Origin of the sequence: Alistipes ihumii AP11 (assembly GCF_025144665.1) — a bacterium.
In the GTDB taxonomy this organism is placed as follows: Bacteria; Bacteroidota; Bacteroidia; order Bacteroidales; family Rikenellaceae; genus Alistipes_A; species Alistipes_A ihumii.
In genome coordinates, this window is record NZ_CP102294.1 from 598,062 (window position 1) to 615,899 (window position 17,838).

11 protein-coding genes are annotated in these 17,838 nt (G+C 52.1%); 3 read left to right on the top strand and 8 right to left on the bottom strand.

What is annotated here, in order from left to right; translation table 11 throughout:
- Positions 1 to 69: 69 nt before the first annotated feature.
- Both bcp and dnaA read right to left on the bottom strand, forming a co-directional pair.
- Positions 70 to 531 (bottom strand): thioredoxin-dependent thiol peroxidase, encoded by a 462-nt coding sequence (gene bcp / locus NQ491_RS02465; protein ID WP_019244921.1) that lies wholly within the window; start codon positions 529 to 531, stop codon positions 70 to 72.
- A 181-nt stretch (positions 532 to 712) separates the two neighbouring features.
- The gene (gene dnaA, locus NQ491_RS02470; RefSeq protein ID WP_019244920.1) at positions 713 to 2,125 is read right to left on the bottom strand and encodes a chromosomal replication initiator protein DnaA; all 1,413 of its coding nucleotides are present in this window, start codon (positions 2,123 to 2,125) and stop codon (positions 713 to 715) included.
- 221 nt (positions 2,126 to 2,346) lie between these two features.
- Here dnaA and NQ491_RS02475 point away from each other — a divergent pair, with 221 nt between their 5' ends.
- The 3 genes from NQ491_RS02475 to NQ491_RS02485 all read left to right on the top strand — a co-directional run bounded on the left by NQ491_RS02475 (position 2,347) and on the right by NQ491_RS02485 (position 5,639).
- Positions 2,347 to 4,092: a phospho-sugar mutase gene (locus NQ491_RS02475; RefSeq protein ID WP_019244919.1), complete on the top strand. Its 1,746-nt coding sequence runs from the start codon at positions 2,347 to 2,349 to the stop codon at positions 4,090 to 4,092.
- Positions 4,093 to 4,127: 35 nt separating this feature from the next.
- Entirely contained in the window at positions 4,128 to 4,514 is a 387-nt protein-coding gene (locus tag NQ491_RS02480; RefSeq protein WP_019244918.1) for an HIT family protein, read from the top strand.
- A gap of 672 nt (positions 4,515 to 5,186) precedes the next feature.
- Positions 5,187 to 5,639, top strand: a complete 453-nt coding sequence (locus NQ491_RS02485; protein WP_157365653.1) for a helix-turn-helix domain-containing protein — start codon at positions 5,187 to 5,189, stop codon at positions 5,637 to 5,639.
- A gap of 1,866 nt (positions 5,640 to 7,505) precedes the next feature.
- Here NQ491_RS02485 and NQ491_RS02490 read toward each other — a convergent pair.
- The 6 genes from NQ491_RS02490 to NQ491_RS02515 all read right to left on the bottom strand — a co-directional run bounded on the left by NQ491_RS02490 (position 7,506) and on the right by NQ491_RS02515 (position 17,813).
- On the bottom strand, positions 7,506 to 10,355 hold the full coding sequence (locus tag NQ491_RS02490) for a hypothetical protein (RefSeq protein WP_019244915.1): 2,850 nt from the start codon (positions 10,353 to 10,355) through the stop codon (positions 7,506 to 7,508).
- A gap of 292 nt (positions 10,356 to 10,647) precedes the next feature.
- On the bottom strand, positions 10,648 to 11,670 hold the full coding sequence (locus tag NQ491_RS02495; protein WP_019244913.1) for a hypothetical protein: 1,023 nt from the start codon (positions 11,668 to 11,670) through the stop codon (positions 10,648 to 10,650).
- An 84-nt stretch (positions 11,671 to 11,754) separates the two neighbouring features.
- Entirely contained in the window at positions 11,755 to 12,192 is a 438-nt protein-coding gene (locus tag NQ491_RS02500; protein WP_147524893.1) for a hypothetical protein, read from the bottom strand.
- 21 nt (positions 12,193 to 12,213) lie between these two features.
- Positions 12,214 to 13,152, bottom strand: a complete 939-nt coding sequence (locus NQ491_RS02505; RefSeq protein ID WP_019244911.1) for a hypothetical protein — start codon at positions 13,150 to 13,152, stop codon at positions 12,214 to 12,216.
- A gap of 36 nt (positions 13,153 to 13,188) precedes the next feature.
- Positions 13,189 to 14,910, bottom strand: coding sequence for a RagB/SusD family nutrient uptake outer membrane protein (locus NQ491_RS02510; protein ID WP_019244910.1), 1,722 nt, complete (start codon positions 14,908 to 14,910; stop codon positions 13,189 to 13,191).
- A 20-nt stretch (positions 14,911 to 14,930) separates the two neighbouring features.
- Positions 14,931 to 17,813, bottom strand: coding sequence for a SusC/RagA family TonB-linked outer membrane protein (locus NQ491_RS02515; RefSeq protein ID WP_019244909.1), 2,883 nt, complete (start codon positions 17,811 to 17,813; stop codon positions 14,931 to 14,933).
- Positions 17,814 to 17,838: the final 25 nt, after the last annotated feature.

Here is a 17,838-nt window from a genome sequence, read left to right on the forward strand (position 1 = left end):
TTTTCAGCCGAACGTAGCCGGCAAGCGCCTTTTTCGGGTTCGGGACAAGCGCGCCGGTCCCGAACATTCTCATTTATAAGCCTCGACGATCTGCTCGAAATGGTCCTTGGTCCGAACCTTATCGAGCACCCTCTCGATCATGCCCTTCTCGTCGATGACGAACGTCGTGCGCAAAATACCCATGAACGTACGCCCCATGAACTTCTTTTCGCCCCAAACGCCGTAGGCTTTCGCAACGACCTTGTCGGGATCGGAAAGCAGCGTGAAGTTCAGCCCCTGCTTTTCGATAAATCCCCGATGCGATTTCTCGCTGTCGGGACTTACGCCCACGACTTCGAAGCCCATCTCGCGCAACTCGTCGCGGCCGTCGCGCAGACTGCATGCCTCGGCCGTACAGCCCGGCGTATTGTCTTTCGGATAAAAATAAAGAATCAGCTTACGGCCGGCGTAATCGGCCAGCGTCCTTTTGTTTCCGTCCTGATCCGTCGCCTCGAACGCAGGCGCCGGACTCCCCGCTTTGAGCTTTTCCATAAATCGTCGCTTGGTTACATGGTTGCCGCCGGAAAAAGGATTCCGGCGGACAAGAGGTAAATATACGCTTTTTACCAAAACTTAAAAAGTTTTCCCGGTCAAATATAACGCCAGAAAAACTTTTCCGTTTTCGTGAAATTCCACCGCCTCCCCGCAGGAAAGAACATGCACGCATACCGCGCTACCGAGCGAGCACTTTCTTCTCGATCTCCTCGACCTGATAGCGGAAAAGCTTGTCGGTCTCCATCAGATTGGAAATGGCCTTGCAGGCATGAAGCACCGTCGCGTGATTCTTGCCTCCGATCGCCGCTCCGATCGCCGTCAGAGGAGCCTTGGTGTGTTGCTTGCTCAGATACATCGCGATCTGGCGCGCCTGCGCGATTTCGCGCGTCCGCTTCGGCGAGTTGAACGTCTCCGCATCGAGTCCCATATGCTCGCAGACCACCTTCTTAATATGATCGATCGTAATCTCGCGCCGGTTGAACTGCACATACACCTTCAGAATCTCCTTGGCCAACGTGATCGTAATCTTCTTGCCGAGAAACGAGGCGTTCGCCACCAGCGACGACAGCGCGCCTTCGATTTCCCGCACATTGGCATTGATATTCTCCGCCAAGAACTCGATTACCTCCTGAGGCACCTCGGCCCCCAGCTTCCGGGCCTTGCCCTGTACGATCTTGACCTTCGTCTCGAAATCCGGCAACAGCAACTGCGTCGAAAGCCCCCACTTGAAGCGAGTGATCAGCCGCTGCTCGATGTCTTTCAGTTCGACGGGCGGCTTGTCGGAGGTCATTACGAGCTGCTTGTTCGACAGGTGCAGATGATTGAATATGTTAAAAAAGGCGTTTTGCGTCTTGTCCTTACCGGCCAACTCCTGTATATCGTCGATAATCAGCACGTCGAGCATCTGATAGAAATGGATGAAATCGTTCAGCTCGCCCTTGATCGCCGCATTCTGAAACTGCGCCTGAAACTTGTTCATCGACACGTACAGCACCTGCAGCTGCGGCTTACGCTGCTTGACCTCCATGCCGATAGCCTGCGCGATATGCGTTTTCCCGAGGCCCGAATCGCCGTATATATATAAGGGATTGAAAGGCGTCCGCCCCGGATCGACGGCCACGGCCAGCCCGGCCGAACGGCAAAGACGGTTGCACGCGCCTTCGACAAAGGTATCGAACGTATAATTGGGATTGAGCTGAGGATCGATCACCAAACGCCGTATGCCCGGAATGACAAACGGATTCTTTATATTCGTCGTATCGGACTGCGCGACGAACTTGTTGATCGCCGTCATATCGGCATCGCCCACGACCGTGACGGCGGCCGGCTCCGTCTTGGGCACGGCGTATCGCAACTTGGTCTTGAGCCCGAAAAGCTGATGAATAATGGGTTTGAGCAGCGGGATGAAGTGCTTTTCGATATGATATACGTAACTCTCGTTGGGCACTTTGAGCTTCAGCGTCACTCCGTCGAAATCGAGCGGAACGATCGGCTTGAACCACTTGGCGAACTCCTCGTCCGAGGTATGCTCGCGAATGCGGCTCAGACAGCTTTGCCACACATCTCCATATGTTTGGTTATTGATTATCATGAATTTCTTACTGTTTCGCAAGACAAAATTGTAAATAAAATTACAAAAAAAACATCGCCCCGAGGTTGTTTGTTTGGCAAATATTTATATAGAAGAATAAGGGTTCCGAATAGGTCCGATTTTAACCTTTTGATATAGAGTATTCAAAAAATTAGCATTATCTTTGTTTATAGTTTTTTTCAACCAAGCGGAAGTTCGGTATAAATAAAACAAATGAAATCATGAGCGAGAATCTGGATTTAATTGTCAAAGAAAGAGCCGAAAAATGGCTGTCCGACAGTTATGACGAAGAAACAAGAAAAAAAGTTAAACAACTGATAGACAACGACCCTAAAGAGCTTACCGAAAGTTTTTATAAAGATCTGGAGTTCGGCACGGGCGGCCTGCGGGGAATCATGGGAGTCGGCACGAACCGGATGAACGTCTACACGGTCGGCATGGCCACTCAGGGATTGTCGAACTACTTGAAAAAGGCTTTCCCCGACGAACCGATCCGCGTGGCCGTCGGCCATGACAGCCGCAACAACAGCCGCCTTTTCGCCGAACGGGTGGCGGACATTTTCGCGGCCAACGGCTTCAAGGTTTACCTGTTCGACTCGCTGAGGCCGACCCCGGAGCTGAGCTTCGCGATACGTCATCTCCATTGCCACAGCGGCGTAGTGGTCACCGCTTCGCACAATCCGAAAGAGTACAACGGATACAAGGCCTACTGGTCGGACGGCGCTCAGGTCGTTGCGCCGCACGACCGCAACATCATCGCCGAAGTGCAGAAAATCACGTCGCCCGACCAAGTCATGATATGGAAAGGCGACCGAAGCGAAAACATCGAAATTCTGGACGAGACGTTCGACCAAATTTATCTGGAAGCCGTTCACGGACTGTCGCTGTCGCCCGATGCCGTCGAACGCTACCACGACATGAAGATCGTCTATACGCCGCTGCACGGAACCGGAGTGATTCTTGTCCCCGAGTCGCTACGGAAATACGGTTTTACGAATATCCTGACCGTCAAGGAACAGAATATCCCGGACGGCAATTTCCCGACAGTCGAGTCCCCGAATCCGGAGGAACGCTCGGCCATGAAAATGGCGATCGAGCTGGCCGAGAGCGAAAAGGCCGAAGTCGTGCTGGCGACCGACCCCGATGCCGACCGCATCGGCATGGCGCTCCGGGACGAGAACGGTCAGTACGTGTTGCTGAACGGCAACCAGACCTGTTCGCTGCTGGTCTATTACATCGTCAAGCGCTGGAGCGAGCTGGGACGGCTCCGAGGCAAAGAATACATCGTCAAAACGATCGTAACCACCGAGCTGGTCGCCCGCATCGCCGAATCGTTCGGAGTAAGGCACTTCGATTGCCTCACGGGCTTCAAATACATCGCTACCGTCATGCGCAACCACGAGCAGACGATGCAATACATCTGCGGAGGAGAGGAGAGCTTCGGCTTTCTGGCCGAGGATTTCGTACGAGACAAGGACGCGGTCAGCGCCTGCTCACTGGCCGCCGAAGCCGCCGCATGGGCTAAGTCGCAGGACATGACGCTGTACGAACTGCTCAAAGAGATGTATGTGCGCTACGGCTTTTTCCGCGAGGCTTTGGTCTCGGTAGTCCGCAAGGGAAAGGAAGGACAGGAGGAAATCGCTAAAATGATGAGCGACTACCGGTCGGATCCTCCTCGGAGCCTCGGAGGCTCTCCGATAGTCGTCATCAAAGACTATCTGAACGGCGAGGCGCTCGATCTCACCAACGGCAGCAAAACACCGATCGACATGGAACGGTCGAACGTACTCCAATTCACGACGGCCGATTCGACGGTCGTATCGATCCGGCCATCGGGTACGGAACCGAAAATAAAGTTCTATTTCGGCGTGCGTGCCGAATTGAACGATACGGCCCGATTCAACGAAGTACAGGCCGAACTCGACGGCAAGATCGAATCGATCAAAAAGGAAATGGGATTGGTTTGATCCCTCGAAGAATATAAAACTACCGCTACGAAACCATGGCAACCATCTTTACCCGAATCGTCCGAGGAGAAATCCCGAGCTACAAGGTAGCCGAGGATGAAAGGTTCTTCGCCTTTCTGGACATCAATCCGCTAACCAAGGGGCACACGCTGGTCGTTCCCAAGCAAGAGACGGACTACCTGTTCGATCTGGACGACCGCACGCTGGCCGATATGATCGTCTTTGCCAAGCGAATTGCGCGAAAACTGAAAGAGAAAATAGAATGCAAAAGGGTGGCGGTCGTCGTACTCGGACTCGAAGTTCCGCATGCCCACATCCACCTAATCCCGATTCAAGACGAAAAAGACGTGGATTTCCGCAAAGAAAAGCTCAAACTATCCCCCGACGAATTTCGAGCGATAGCCGATACAATCAGCTTATAATCAAATAACTATAATACATAAAAAAGGCGCTTTGGGCGCCTTTTTTTATTTAACATAATTGATGCGCGCGGAAAAACCGCCGAATCGCTCAAGCGAAGGAGGGTAGGAGATAACGCAAAATAATTACATCCGAACGATTTACCCAATCTCATATATTACATTTGTATACATTACACATGTAACTCTGTTTTTATGATTACAAAACTATTAAAAAAAATGTGGTTATTGTATTTGCTTATGTCTATTTACATTTGTACTATCCGCTTTCAAGAAAAGAAAATACCGCTGTACAACGAGTGATAAACGATTTGACATTTAAATACAAAATACTATAAATAAGATATATATATCGTATTAATTAAAGTTAAACACATATTGAAATATCGGGATTATCGGATAAGGCCAAAAATTCATACCAAAACGACTTCGGTTTACAATATTTAACATTGATAATCAGACATATAATATACGTAATCTAAAGTATTGAAACATGTGTTTCCCTTTTTTGATTATCGATCTGTATCAATATTTCATTGACTTATTACAATTGTAAAAAGCTATTTTTGATTTTCGTCGTGTATTTTTGTAATCCGCATGCGGGGAATTCGAGCAAATTTATTTAACTTTGTAAAAAACCGAAAAATGCGCGAAAGGCTGTCGAAATTCATCGAAATGGAAAGGCTGACTTCTTCCAGACTGGCGGAAATTCTGGGTGTTCAGCCGTCGAATATTTCCCATATTCTCGGAGGCAGAAACAAACCCAGTTTCGAATTCATCGAAAAGTTATTGCTGCGTTTTCCGAAACTCAACCCGGATTGGATTATTCTCGGCAAAGGACCGGTTTATCGTCCCGAGATACCTTCTGTCGTTCGGCCGACAGAAATTCCTGAACCGGAAACCGATCTGAATCTTTTCTCGGATACTACGACCGCGATCCGTTCGCAACAACATGACGCTCCCGAAAAATTCCTCCCGGCCTCTGATGTCCAAGATCCGGCAAAGGAAAATTACACGGCCTCGGAACCATCCGTTCATGCGGATATCGATGAAGTCCCGGAATCGGAAATAGATCGAATCATCCTTCTCATGAAGGATAAAAGCTGCATATGCTATCGTCCGAAATGATTCGTATGAATTTAACATAATAGCAAGAGGCGTTGTCGATTTTACGGAAGGAATCCAAGAACAAAATTGCTAAAAGTCATATCTCCGTAAAGAAAATACCTTTTCTCTACGACCGTCGTTCAGTGCTTTCATTAAGAAAGCTTCAAGACTAAAAGAAATCACAGAAACAGGCAAACTAAGATTCATACAATAGTCCTATTTACAGCGTATTATAATTTGAATCCTGCAAGTTTACATATGAATTATAATTAGCATTATGTTAAATAATAGTGCTTTTCGCTTCTCCTATAACAAGCAATTGCCTGCAAACATTCTCAACCAAAACAGAATTTCAGATCGACGAGGTCTACACTACTATCTCAAATCATGATAATAATGCTCGCACTCCGACGCACTGCAACAATAGAAACCTTGAATCGAACGATATTTCAATTCAGACTGCTCCGAGGAGACGCAGCTCATACCCGACATCGATGCGTTCGGCTTGCGGCATTGAGCGAGCTGACAGATCATTTCCCGTTCGATTCGCGGGCAAGAATGGACAAGGCCGACACAAACATCGATGCGTTCGGCTTACGGCATTGAGCGAGCTGACAAATCGTTTCCCGTTCGATTCGCGGGCAAGAATGGACAAGGCCGACACAAACATCGATGCGTTCGGCTTACGGCATTGAGCGAGCTGACAAATCGTTTCCCGTTCGATTCGCGGGCAAGAATGGACAAGGCCGACACAAACATCGATGCGTTCGGCTTACGGCATTGAGCGAGCTGACAAATCGTTTCCCGTTCGATTCGCGGGCAAGAATGGACAAGGCCGACACAAACATCGATGCGTTCGGCTTACGGCATTGAGCGAGCTGACAAATCGTTTCCCGTTCGATTCGCGGGCAAGAATGGACAAGGCCGACACAAACATCGATGCGTTCGGCTTACGGCATTGAGCGAGCTGACAAATCGTTTCCCGTTCGATTCGCGGGCAAGAATGGACAAGGCCGACACAAACATCGATGCGTTCGGCTTACGGCATTGAGCGAGCTGACAAATCGTTTCCCGTTCGATTCGCGGGCAAGAATGGACAAGGCCGACACAAACATCGATGCGTTCGGCTTACGGCATTGAGCGAGCTGACAAATCGTTTCCCGTTCGATTCGCGGGCAAGAATGGACAAGGCCGACACAAACGGGTATAACGAATCGCCTCATACGCTGCGCTGCAAACGGTCGTTACAGGGATTTACGACGGAGCCGATAGCTTGCCCTGTCGAAGAAACGCCGGACGAATTTCCAATAAAAGCACGTAGCTCGTCCTACGAGCAGCGAAACCCTATTTACCCTATTTACCCTATTCGAAATGCCGATCGTTGTCGCCGAGCACGATCTCATCCGCCGAACAGGACGAACACCACGAATATTCGGCCCGTTCTCCCGGCTCCCATTTTCCGCCGCACCCGACAGCCCCCATGTGCCGCCGCAGTTCTCGAACCCGAAAACCGACACGACCCGATTTCGCAGCACGAACAGTCCCTCGATTCAGTGAGGGCCCGACCAGACAAGCGAGCCTTAGGAGCATTATTGGCTGCATTTACCGGTCATCATACCATGCACGGGGGAGATACGGGAGTCCCCGAAAGCCGATTTATCCTATCCCATTTTTTATCGGACGACAGCCCAAAACAAACATATGTCGCCTGTATCGTGCGGTTTCCGGCGAGCACCCGGCAAACAAGAAGGACGCCCGACGGACGTCCTTCTTACTTACTCTCGCGAGACCGTTACCCGATCCCGGACTATCGAAACGCCTCGCTTATGTCAAGCTGAAGCGCTGATAACATAACTTTCATATCGAGAATAACCGGTTACCCTCGATCTACAATTCGGAAAGAATCCGCTTTTTCAAGGTATTCATATCCGCATCGGTCACATACACTTTGCCCCGGACATGGTAACGCTTTTTCGTAGGAGCATCGACAGGCTTCAAAATCAGTCCCATGCTCTCTCCCCTATGGAAAGCTCCTTCGGCATTGAGGAAAACCAAGGCCAAAGCATGCTTTCCGTCGGACGAACGGACCGCCACAGCCCTTACGGAACCGGCCAAGCTATCCTCCACTTCGGCCCATTCTCCGTCGACCAAAGCCTCCGGACGAGCACCTTCGAACGCCGTTCCGCTCAAGTCGATCGTATACTCCGGCGAAGAATGGCTGTAATCCGGCTCGTAGTTCTGCCACCAATATTCCAGATCGATGTCGTCTTCGTTGGGGCTTAGGCGGCCGCCTCTCTCCCACTCTGCAAATTGCTGCTTGAACCACAGCGAGTTGCCTTCGCTGAGGCTCCATTTCGGCGTGAAACGCTCGTCTCCGACAGCATACATCGTAGGTTGCGGGATCGTCAGTACGACATCTCCTGCGGACGTCGCGATCTGCACGGCGCTTCCGACGGGAGCACCCTCATACTCGATCTGGCTCAACTCGATCTTACCCGGCATACGGAGGCTCTCCCCTACCGTCACTTTCAACTGTTGCGGCTCCTCAGAGGCCGAAACGAGGAAAACGGCTCCGAACGTTCCGTCCTCGTCGCAGAATACCTGATAGCCATCCAGAGCGTTGTTGCGCGAATGATAGAGAGGTCTCCACGCGTCTCCCTCACGAACGAATATGCGAGGCATGCGCCATTGGGTCAACCCTTTGACCACGACGGGAATCAGGTTCTTGCCACCGGCCACGGTGAACAACGCTCCGTTGTTCTCGGCCCTGACCACAATCGGCAGATCGCTCACCTTCTCGCCCTGCTCGACCGACACCACGTGCATAGCTCCCTCTGCATCGTAACGCACGACCATTTCGGGGCTCTTCGTGTCGAACGTAGCTCCATAGGGCAACCAATAGCCCTCGATCTCGATAACGTCGCCCGCTTTCAGCTTCAGGTCGTCCGTATCGGGCACCAGACACATGCGCGTGTCTTTCGCAGCATCCTGCTCGAAGACATTCTTATAACCACCCAACTGAACCGTAGCGGCCGGCTTGAGTCCCCCTGCGCTGAATCTCTTTACGATAATCGCATTCGATCCTCTTTTGTTCAGCGAATCGCCGTACTCCGCGATAAAGAAATTTTCCTCGGGCAATGCGACTCCTTTCACGGGGAAAGGCTTTTTGCTCGGATCGAGCCTGATCTCGTCGACACCGGTCGCCGCAAAGCGGTCGAAACGCAGCCCCTGAATAATCGACGCGATAGTCAAGAAGCGGCAATTCGCGCGAGCATCGGCGATTTCCAGCGGCTGGAGCACCTCGTAGCGAACCTTGAAATAACTGCGGAGCTCGTCGTTCTGAGGCGTCTCGAAAATGTCGGCCGTCACTTTGATCTTGCCGTCGGAAGTCAGATAGCGCAGACCTATATCGTACCAGTTGGGCCCCGTACTGCGATAAACGGTTCCCGTATAGACCGGATGAATCCAGTCCTTGCCGTCGTAATAGGACAGGAAGCTGTGTCCGGCCAGATTGTCGTGCTGAGGCTGGTCTACCCAAAAGCATTCCTGACTCATGGCGCGGAAATCGGCGATCGTCACACCTCCTAATCCGGCAAACTTGAACGGCACGTAACAGGTCGTCTCGGTCACGCCGGTCGAGCTGTGAAAATAGTCCATCCATGCTCCGAGCGACGACCAATGCTTGGTCATGTGCCGTCCCCAGTTCTGGAACAGGTGCAGGCTCGTCAGCGTATGGCTCTCGCCCGGCTCGAGATAAAGCGGAAAAATCGTTTCGCTGAACGGCTGGTCGGTCGGATTATAGAAAGCCTCCTCTTTCTCGCCGGCAAAGTTCTTTGAAACCTGCACGACGATCGGCATCGGATGCCCTTCGCGATCGAGCAGCATACCTCCCTCGGTGATTTCTCCTCCGTCGGACGACTCGTGGCAGACATAGATTTTACGCTTCACGCTGTCGTTGTTCACACGGAAAGTAACCGTCTCGTAAAAATTCGGCTCGTCGTAAAGTTTCTTTTGGAAGCCGCCGTCCGTGTGACTGCCCAGAATATAGCAGCCGCGCTTGCGGTCATACCGCACCGGATTACGTCCCGCCAACAGGCGGAAAGCATCGGCCGGCAACGGTTCCGACTCTCCGAATATCGGGAACGAGTAGCTCTGGATCGTACCTTTAGCAAAAGGTTTGAAGCCGTCGTATTTCTGCTCGACGAGACCTTTGACCTCCATCGAGGCGGGAACGAAGCGACCCGATCCGTGCCAGGTAATGTCAGCCAGTATCTTCTCGGGATAGCAATACAGCGTCAGGTCGCCGCGCAGCGCAGCCGTATCCTTCTTATCCGTAGCCAAATGCACGTCGAACCAGTGTATCTCGCAATAGTACGGTCCCCGGCGATAGAGATTGATGCGCGTCTCACCTCGATAGTTCCGCGTCGAATATCGAGTGCCGGACGCGTCCTCCATCTCGAACCAAAGCCAAGGAGTTCCGTCGGCCTTGTTCTGCAGCAAATGAGGCGCGCGCAACTGTCCTATCAGATGATACTCTTCGGCAAGTATTTCAAAAGCCGTGCGCGAGGAATCGGTATAGGCCACTTCGAGCTGAGGCCTCGCCGCAACAGGCTGATAACGGAAATCTTCCTGCCACAGAGCCGCATCGGGCTCCCGGCCGGCAGAATCGGAACATGACGTCAGCCCCGCCGTCAAAAGAGCGGTCGACGCGCAAATTACCAACAGGTTTCTTTTCATAACAGGTTCGTGTTAAAGGTTAGTGTCAAAAGGTCGGTGATAGTACCGGCGATATCAAGGTTAGTGTCAGCATATGGCAGCCGGTTTCCGTCGTCTGCCCGGAACAAAGGAAAGAATCGTAAACCTCCGACGCCGATGTTCCGAACCGAAACGGTCCCGGCAAGAGCGTTCCCCTCGATCGAACAATCGGAAAGCTCCCCTACTCCGACCGGACCTCCTCGTCCGGTCATTGCAAAAAACGTCACGGTCCGAAACGGAACGTGACGTTTTTTGCTAAAGAAAGCCGTAAGGCTTATCTGGAAAGACCGAATCCGCGGAGATAGATTGGAGATCCGTCACCATGCCCATCAATATCAAGACGCATAACCTGACCTTCCTTGCCAGCGCCGGGGCCAGTAGGAGCCCCATTTTGATATTTGTCAAAAATACCTGGAACGCTTGCTGAAAAATCAAATGTCACTCTCTTCCATTCATCGGAAGGATCGCAGGTAGGAGTAGTAATCGTATCATCACCGATTACCACGAAGAAAATCTGCAACTGAAAAGCAGATGTCGCCTTGTATTCAAAAGTCAACTTATTGTAATCCGCAGTAATTTGCTTGCTACAAAGAAACTGAAGCCATGCATCACCGGAATTCGCCTCATTCTGGAATTCGTAAATCGGATAGATTCCATATCCTTTAACCGCACCATCATTCTGTGACTCAAATTCCATCTGATTGGCAGGCATACTTGCAGTGAAATTGAAATAAAGCATATCTGCTAAATTCGCTTCCTCGGAAGTACGCCCGCGACCAGCCAGATTGCGAATCGTCAGCGTCACGCCGGCCTTGTCTCCCAAACCGATCTTCATGGAAGAGCCGATACTCCCCCACGTGCTGGACAACAGACCCATGTCGAAAGAATAGGTCTGCCAGTCGTCAGAAGCAACCAGATCGGGCAAAACCGTGTAGGAATCGCTGTTGCTCTGATCCAACTGAACGCTCGGGGTAATCGTTTCCGAAACCTTGTACTCGAACGTCAGCACCTGTCCCTTCGTCGCAGCCAAAGCCTTGTTCGTAAAGAAGTAGGCATCCGCCCCTGTCGTCTTGACTTCGAAAACGACGTCGTCGCTCTCTTCCTCCGTGAGATCCGTTAGTTCGACGTTGTTCTGCTTCGTTTCATCGAACGTGAAATAATTCGCATTGACACCGGTATCCCATCCTGGGCGACCGTACACATCCTCGAAAGAAAGCTGCGTAGGATCGTCGTCGCTGCAGGAGGAAAAGCCTACACCGGCCGCAAAAAGAAAAAATATCAATCCAATCTTTTTCATATTTTCAACTTTTCATGCATTCGGCCGTCCGGAGACTTCCCTCGGAGGGAGCCTCCGGACATCCGAATTCCATTTCAAACTCGATTACTGCACATAAAAGGTAAAGCCGTTCGAAACCTCGTTGTGGTCCCAATCCTCCACCACCAGCCGAATCTCGGTATCATCCTTCGCATCGATCGTACCGGAAACCGTTACGTTCAGATCGTCGGGAAGACCGGCAACCAGCCTTTCGGTAGGCACCTTGACCTCATCGCTGAGAACCTGATAGCGAATCTCCTTTACGGTAGCGATTCCCGTATGGGCGAAGACCTCGAAACTATAGCTGATCCTCTCTCCGGTAGCCACAGTGAACCGTTCGGTCGACGAAGCGTCGTACTCGGCCCCGTTCACATACACCTTGATCACGGGCGGATCGGCCAAATCGTCCTTGCAGCCGAACATGACCACGGCAATCAACAGCAGCGCCAACCGACTCATCACCTTTTGCAAACCATTGAATTTGACATTCATTATTCGTATCATAACAGTATCTGCATTAATAAGTTAGTTTTTCTCAACGACCACATCGAGACTGATCGTCTGGTTGTTCGAGACGTCTTCGTTCTTACGGTCGATCTCTTTCACCTTCATCAGGCCGTAGCGGCCGTCTTCGGTCCGGAAAGCGATCATATCCTCCTCTTCCAAAGCCGGAGCGATCTTGCCCGCGGTATAGTCGAGAACCGTAGGATAATCTTTCGCCCGATCGAAGATATCCTTCAGCTCGGAAGCCTTGTTGACCTGGTCGAACACGCTCTCCGTGGTCACCAAATCCGTCGCATCCTTGAAGATCACCTCCGGATTCAGATCGTTGACCACCATCGCGTAATTACCGGTCTTGTAATACTCGTCGAGAGAAACCAGACAGGCCTTGTTGTCATTGCCCTCGTAATAGGTAAATCCGAGGTCGATTCCCTTGGGATCGTTGGCGATATTGGCAACGAAGAAAGTACGTCCCGTCTCAAGGCACAGGAACGTCTTCGACGTAGCCGCAGGCATTCCGTCCGTCAGTTCGACATTGTACTTGGTTACGTCCATAAAGAGATTCACCCGGGCCGACGAGAAATTCCGATTGACGTCCTCGACATAAACCGAGTACGAGCAATCCTCGCTCAAGATCAGCGTATCGGAAACGACGTACTCGTTGTACACGTTCAACTCTGCGCTCAGGTCGATCGTTTTCTCCTCCATCGGGGCATCCATATTCGCCCCCAAACCGGACCGGTACCATACTTCGATCTTGGCAATCGGCGCGGCCGACTTGATGTCGAAGCGGTAAACCACCTCGGTTCCGTCGGGAACTCTCAGCTCTGCCGTACCCGGTTCGGAACCGGCGACGAAAGTCGTCGCGGAAATCTCGGGTCCTTCCGGATCGTTGTCATCGCATCCGACCAGTCCGAGCCCTCCGAGCACCAGCATTATCATGAACAATTTCAATTTTTCCATAATACCATGTATTTACATTTAATATAAGACGAAATTCTACCAACCTTCATTTTGTTCCCATGACGGATAACGCATCTTCTCGGCAAACGGAATCGGGTAACGATACATCGCCGGTCTGAACGTACGATCCTCGACCTTGACGACATTGTAGTCGAAACGCTCTCCGATCTTGATGATCCGCATACCCATCAGCGGCTGATTCTCGGTCGTTTCAGCGATTTTCCAGCGACGGACATCCCAGAATCGATGCCCCTCGAAGGCCAGCTCGATCCGACGCTCGTTACGCAGCTTGGTTTCGTTCAGCGAGGCCAAAGGAGGCATATCGACTCCGGCGCGCGCACGGACCTGATTGACCGCCTCCAAAGCCGACAGGTCGCCGCCGTTGGTCACATATCCCATCTTGGCGTTAGCGCCGTGAGCGTAGAACATGGCCTCGGCATAGTTGAGCAGGATTTCGCCGTAACGGAACAGGTACCATACGTGCGGCACGGACACACCCTGCGGCAACTGCACCTTGTCCTGAACGAACTTCTTCAGGTAGTAACCCGTCGTCGTACAGTTCGTATTGTTGATGCCGGCAAGGCCGCCCACGAACGATTCGACGGTAGCATCGTTGAACGTATCGCCGTTGCAGAGAATCGTCTCATAGAAACGGGGGTCGCGGTTCGCATAAGGATCGTCCGGGTCCACAGCCGAACCGTCTACCGTCTCGTAAGCGTCAACCAGATTCTGCGACGGGCAGGTGGCATTACCGCCGACCGAAGTCGTCACGTACTGGTCGGAACCGCCTTTGGGATAATTCCACGACTCCATGTGATTGAAGTTGCCGAAATTGGGACGATTGTCCAGAATATTCTCGGGATTGCTGCTCGAACGGTCGAACTGCATATTGCGATAAGAGATATTCGTCGAATAAAGCCCCAGATTGATCACATCGGCAGCGGCACGCGCAGCGCGATCGCACAACTCGACATCGTACTGTCCCGAAGGCGAGTTCAGCGGGCTGGCGGCATACAGCAGCACGCGGGCCTTGAGAGCCAGCACGGCGCCCTTGGTTATGCGGCCGTACTGGTTGTCGATCCACTTGCCGTTCGTGTACTGCGTATTCTTCATCGTCTCCAAAGCGTCGTACATCGGAGCCAGACTGTCCAAAGTGCGAACGATATACTCGACCACTTCCTGTCCCGGAGTGCGCTCCAGCGCAAGAGCTTCGCTTTCGGTCAGCAGCTTGTCGGCAATGGCGATATCGCCGTAGCGCTTCCAGAGTTCGAAATGATAGTAAGCCTTCAGAAAGCTGGCATCCAAACGATATGCATGCCAGTTGAACACTTTGGTAGCATACTTCTCGGGCTCGCCTTTCTCGTACTCACGGAAAGTGTACTGCGGGTTGTTCACCGTATCGGAAAGACGCAGGAAGTCGTTAGCAGAACGGATCGCCTGATAGAACCGGGCATAAAGGTCATCCGGATTACTCTGCGCATTCCAGCTACCCGTATTGAACTTCTGAACGCTGGAACTCTGCTGATTGTTGTCGGCCTCGTCGCACGCACTGGCATAGCCGCCGTTGCCGACTGCCGTGAAGCCGTTCTCCATCGCCCAGTACAGGCCGGCCCACAACTTCGCCAAGTAATCTTCGTTATTGACTACCTTCTCTTCGTCCATCTGCCCCTTCAGGTCGACCTCGAAAAACTTGTCGCAGGAATAAAGCAGTCCGCAAACGGAGAGGACGAGCAGAATTTTTGATATCTTGATTTTCATAATATCCTGTTTTCAATTGGTTAGAATGTCAGACTGAGTCCAATACTGTACGAACGAGTGGCAGGATAACCAGTGAAGGTTTCCGGATCGATGAAATCCATCTCGCGACTGATCGTAAACAGATTCTGTCCCCTGAAATACACCTTGGCTCCACGGAAACCGATCTCCTTCATCCATTTCTGCGGGAATTCGTAACCGATCTCCAGGTTGCGAAGCTTGAAATAGTCGTTCGACCGCAGCCATACCGTGCTGGCCTGCGAGTTGTTCGGGTTATTCAGCGTAGACAACCGCGGCAGTACGGCCGTAGCGGCCGTCTCGGGCGTCCAGCTTTGCTTGGCATACTGGAACGCATTGTTATTGTTCCAGAACGGCAAGAAAGTATCGGCAGCATTGGTCAGCATGATCGAGCTGTTGATCGTTCCTTGTCCCATAGCGTACAGATAGACGTTCTTATACTTCAGGTTCAGGCTGAAAGTATAGGTATACTGGGGAAGGTCCTGATACCCCATAGGAACGACATCGAAACTGTCGATCATACCGTCATTATTCACATCGACATAGCGCGCATCGCCTTCCTGTACGGAACCGTAGGAAGGAATGGCCGTCATGTTGTCGAGATCCTCGGCCGTATAGAAGCCGTCGCACAAAAGGCCCCACTTCTGTCCTACGGCCTTGCCGATCCAAGAGAGATACTTCTGCGTATTGAGGTCGTAAAGATTCGCATCCGGCCGCTTGTTGATGATGTTGTGATTGTACCAGATGCCGCCCTGAACCGAGTACTCGAAATCGCCGGCATGGCCGAACACCTCGAGCGTAGCCTCGTAACCGCGATTGGTCACTTCGCCGCCGTTACCCCAGCTGGCTCGCTCTATACCCATCGTGAGAGGCTGCGAGCCCGTGTTCCGGGTAAGGATATCCTTACGCACATCGTGGAAATAATCGAACATCAGGTTGACGTGGTTGAAGAAAGTACCTTCGATCGAGATATCGGTCTTATACGACTTGTCCCAAGTAATGAAAGGGTTAGCCAGCATATCCTCGAACGTACCTCCGATTGAGGTCGTCGTGCCCGGCACACCGAAAGTGTAAGTGCCCGAATTGTAATAGAACTGCTGATAGAAGATACGATCGGTGGCAGAACCTCCGGTGAAAGCCGAACCGCCCACCTTGCCGTACGAAGCGCGCAGTTTCAGGTAGTTGACCACCTTACTGTCCTTCAGGAAGTTCTCCTTGGAAATCACCCAAGCCAACGCTCCGGCGGGGAAGAAGCCGAAACGGCGCCCCGGCATATACTGTTCCTCGCCATAGTAGCTGGCTGCGAACTCGGCGAAGTAACGATCCTTGAATCCGTAGTGCGCACGGAATCCGAAACCGGCCGTATTGAACTTATAGTAGCTTCCGCTCTGCTGATAACGGTCCATGTGATACATCAGCATGGCGTCGACCGAGTGGTCGCCGAAAGTCCGGTTGTACGCAGCGAAAGCCTCGAAGTTGAGACGCTGATACTGGTAGTTCACGGAGCTCTGCCAAGAGAGGTCCGTATCGTCGTTGTACTGGCGGTACGCATACTCGCCCGCGCCGGTCACGGGATCCGGAGCCCCCGTAATATCGAATACCGCAAAGTTGCGCAACTTGTCGTCGGCCACAAGCATCGCATTCATCGCCGAACCGCCGATGCCGACCGAAAGTCCCTTGACCGTTTCGCCGAAATCGTACTTCAGTTTCAGCGTCATATCCAAGTTGCGGTAGAGCCTGGTTTGGTAACCCTTGTGCGCGACCAGACCCAGCGGGTTGTTCGTATAGCGGGACGTGCCGCCCAGCGAGCCGTCCGGGTTCACCAACGGATACTCTTGAGGCGGAGTACGCATGGTAGCGTCGAGAATGCTCGCGGTGGTGCTACCGGGGAAACGACGGCTGTCGACACGGCCTCCCATATCGATCTGCGCAGAGAGGTTCTTGGTGATGTTGACGTCCAAGTTACTCCGCAGATTGAAACGGTTCATCCGCACCTGAGTGGTATAGTCGTTCAGGTCGGTATGATTGAACATACCGCCGTTGTGCATGTAGCCGGCCGTCACCATGTACCGCACGGCTTTCGTACCGCCGCCGATATTGATGCCGACGTTCGAGATCAGAGTCGACTTCTTGAATATCTCGTCGAAGTAGTTGTTGTCGGGATGCGTGTACTGGTACACTCCGCCCTTGCCGTAGTTCGGGAGGTCGGTGATCGGGTCGTACAAGACAGGCAGACCGTCGTTGGTACGCGCCTGATTGTGCAGCACGGCGTACTCGTACGCATTCAGCATATCGGGCTTGTTGGCGAATTCCTGCCACCCGACGTTGACGTTCACGTCGATCGTCGTCTTTCCGACAAAACCGCGCTTGGTCGTTACCAACAGGACTCCGTTGGCAGCCTGCTGTCCGTACAGAGCGACCGCAGCCGCGTCCTTCAGAACCGAGATGCTTTCGATCTCATACAGGGAAAGCTGGTTGTACTCCGTCCTGAAACCATCGACGATCACCAGCGGCGTATTCGCGCCACCGTAGGTATTGAGTCCCCGGATGTAGATGCTCGGTTCGTCTCCTCCCGGCTCGTACGAGCCTTTTTTAACGATCAGACCGGGCAGACGGCCGATCAGGGCCTCGCCTATCGACGTAGCCGTCGACTTTCTCAGCTCGTCGGCATGGACCGTGCTCATCGACGAAGTCACTGCGTCGTATTTTTGCTTGCCGTAAGCCACGTCCACCATCCTTTCGGATGCGCGAAGCGTGTCTCCCAAAGTCGGAATCTCTGCGAAAGCTCCCGTTTTAGGTCCTTCGGCCTTGACGGTCGTCGCGGACACAAACAAGATCAGGAACGATGCAAAGCAACTTTTCACCTTGTCATTTATATGTTTTTTCATATCGTAGTCTCGATTTAGAAATTAA

Excerpts from the sequence above, each read along its gene's own strand:
- NQ491_RS02505 (WP_019244911.1), bottom strand. The coding sequence starts at position 13,152 with ATGGAAAAATTGAAATTGTTCATGATAATGCTGGTGCTCGGAGGGCTC.
- NQ491_RS02480 (WP_019244918.1), top strand. The coding sequence starts at position 4,128 with ATGGCAACCATCTTTACCCGAATCGTCCGAGGAGAAATCCCGAGCTAC.
- NQ491_RS02500 (WP_147524893.1), bottom strand. The coding sequence starts at position 12,192 with ATGATACGAATAATGAATGTCAAATTCAATGGTTTGCAAAAGGTGATG.
- NQ491_RS02515 (WP_019244909.1), bottom strand. The coding sequence starts at position 17,813 with ATGAAAAAACATATAAATGACAAGGTGAAAAGTTGCTTTGCATCGTTC.
- NQ491_RS02485 (WP_157365653.1), top strand. The coding sequence starts at position 5,187 with ATGGAAAGGCTGACTTCTTCCAGACTGGCGGAAATTCTGGGTGTTCAG.
- dnaA (WP_019244920.1), bottom strand. The coding sequence starts at position 2,125 with ATGATAATCAATAACCAAACATATGGAGATGTGTGGCAAAGCTGTCTG.
- NQ491_RS02490 (WP_019244915.1), bottom strand. The coding sequence starts at position 10,355 with ATGAAAAGAAACCTGTTGGTAATTTGCGCGTCGACCGCTCTTTTGACG.
- NQ491_RS02510 (WP_019244910.1), bottom strand. The coding sequence starts at position 14,910 with ATGAAAATCAAGATATCAAAAATTCTGCTCGTCCTCTCCGTTTGCGGA.
- NQ491_RS02495 (WP_019244913.1), bottom strand. The coding sequence starts at position 11,670 with ATGAAAAAGATTGGATTGATATTTTTTCTTTTTGCGGCCGGTGTAGGC.
- NQ491_RS02475 (WP_019244919.1), top strand. The coding sequence starts at position 2,347 with ATGAGCGAGAATCTGGATTTAATTGTCAAAGAAAGAGCCGAAAAATGG.
- bcp (WP_019244921.1), bottom strand. The coding sequence starts at position 531 with ATGGAAAAGCTCAAAGCGGGGAGTCCGGCGCCTGCGTTCGAGGCGACG.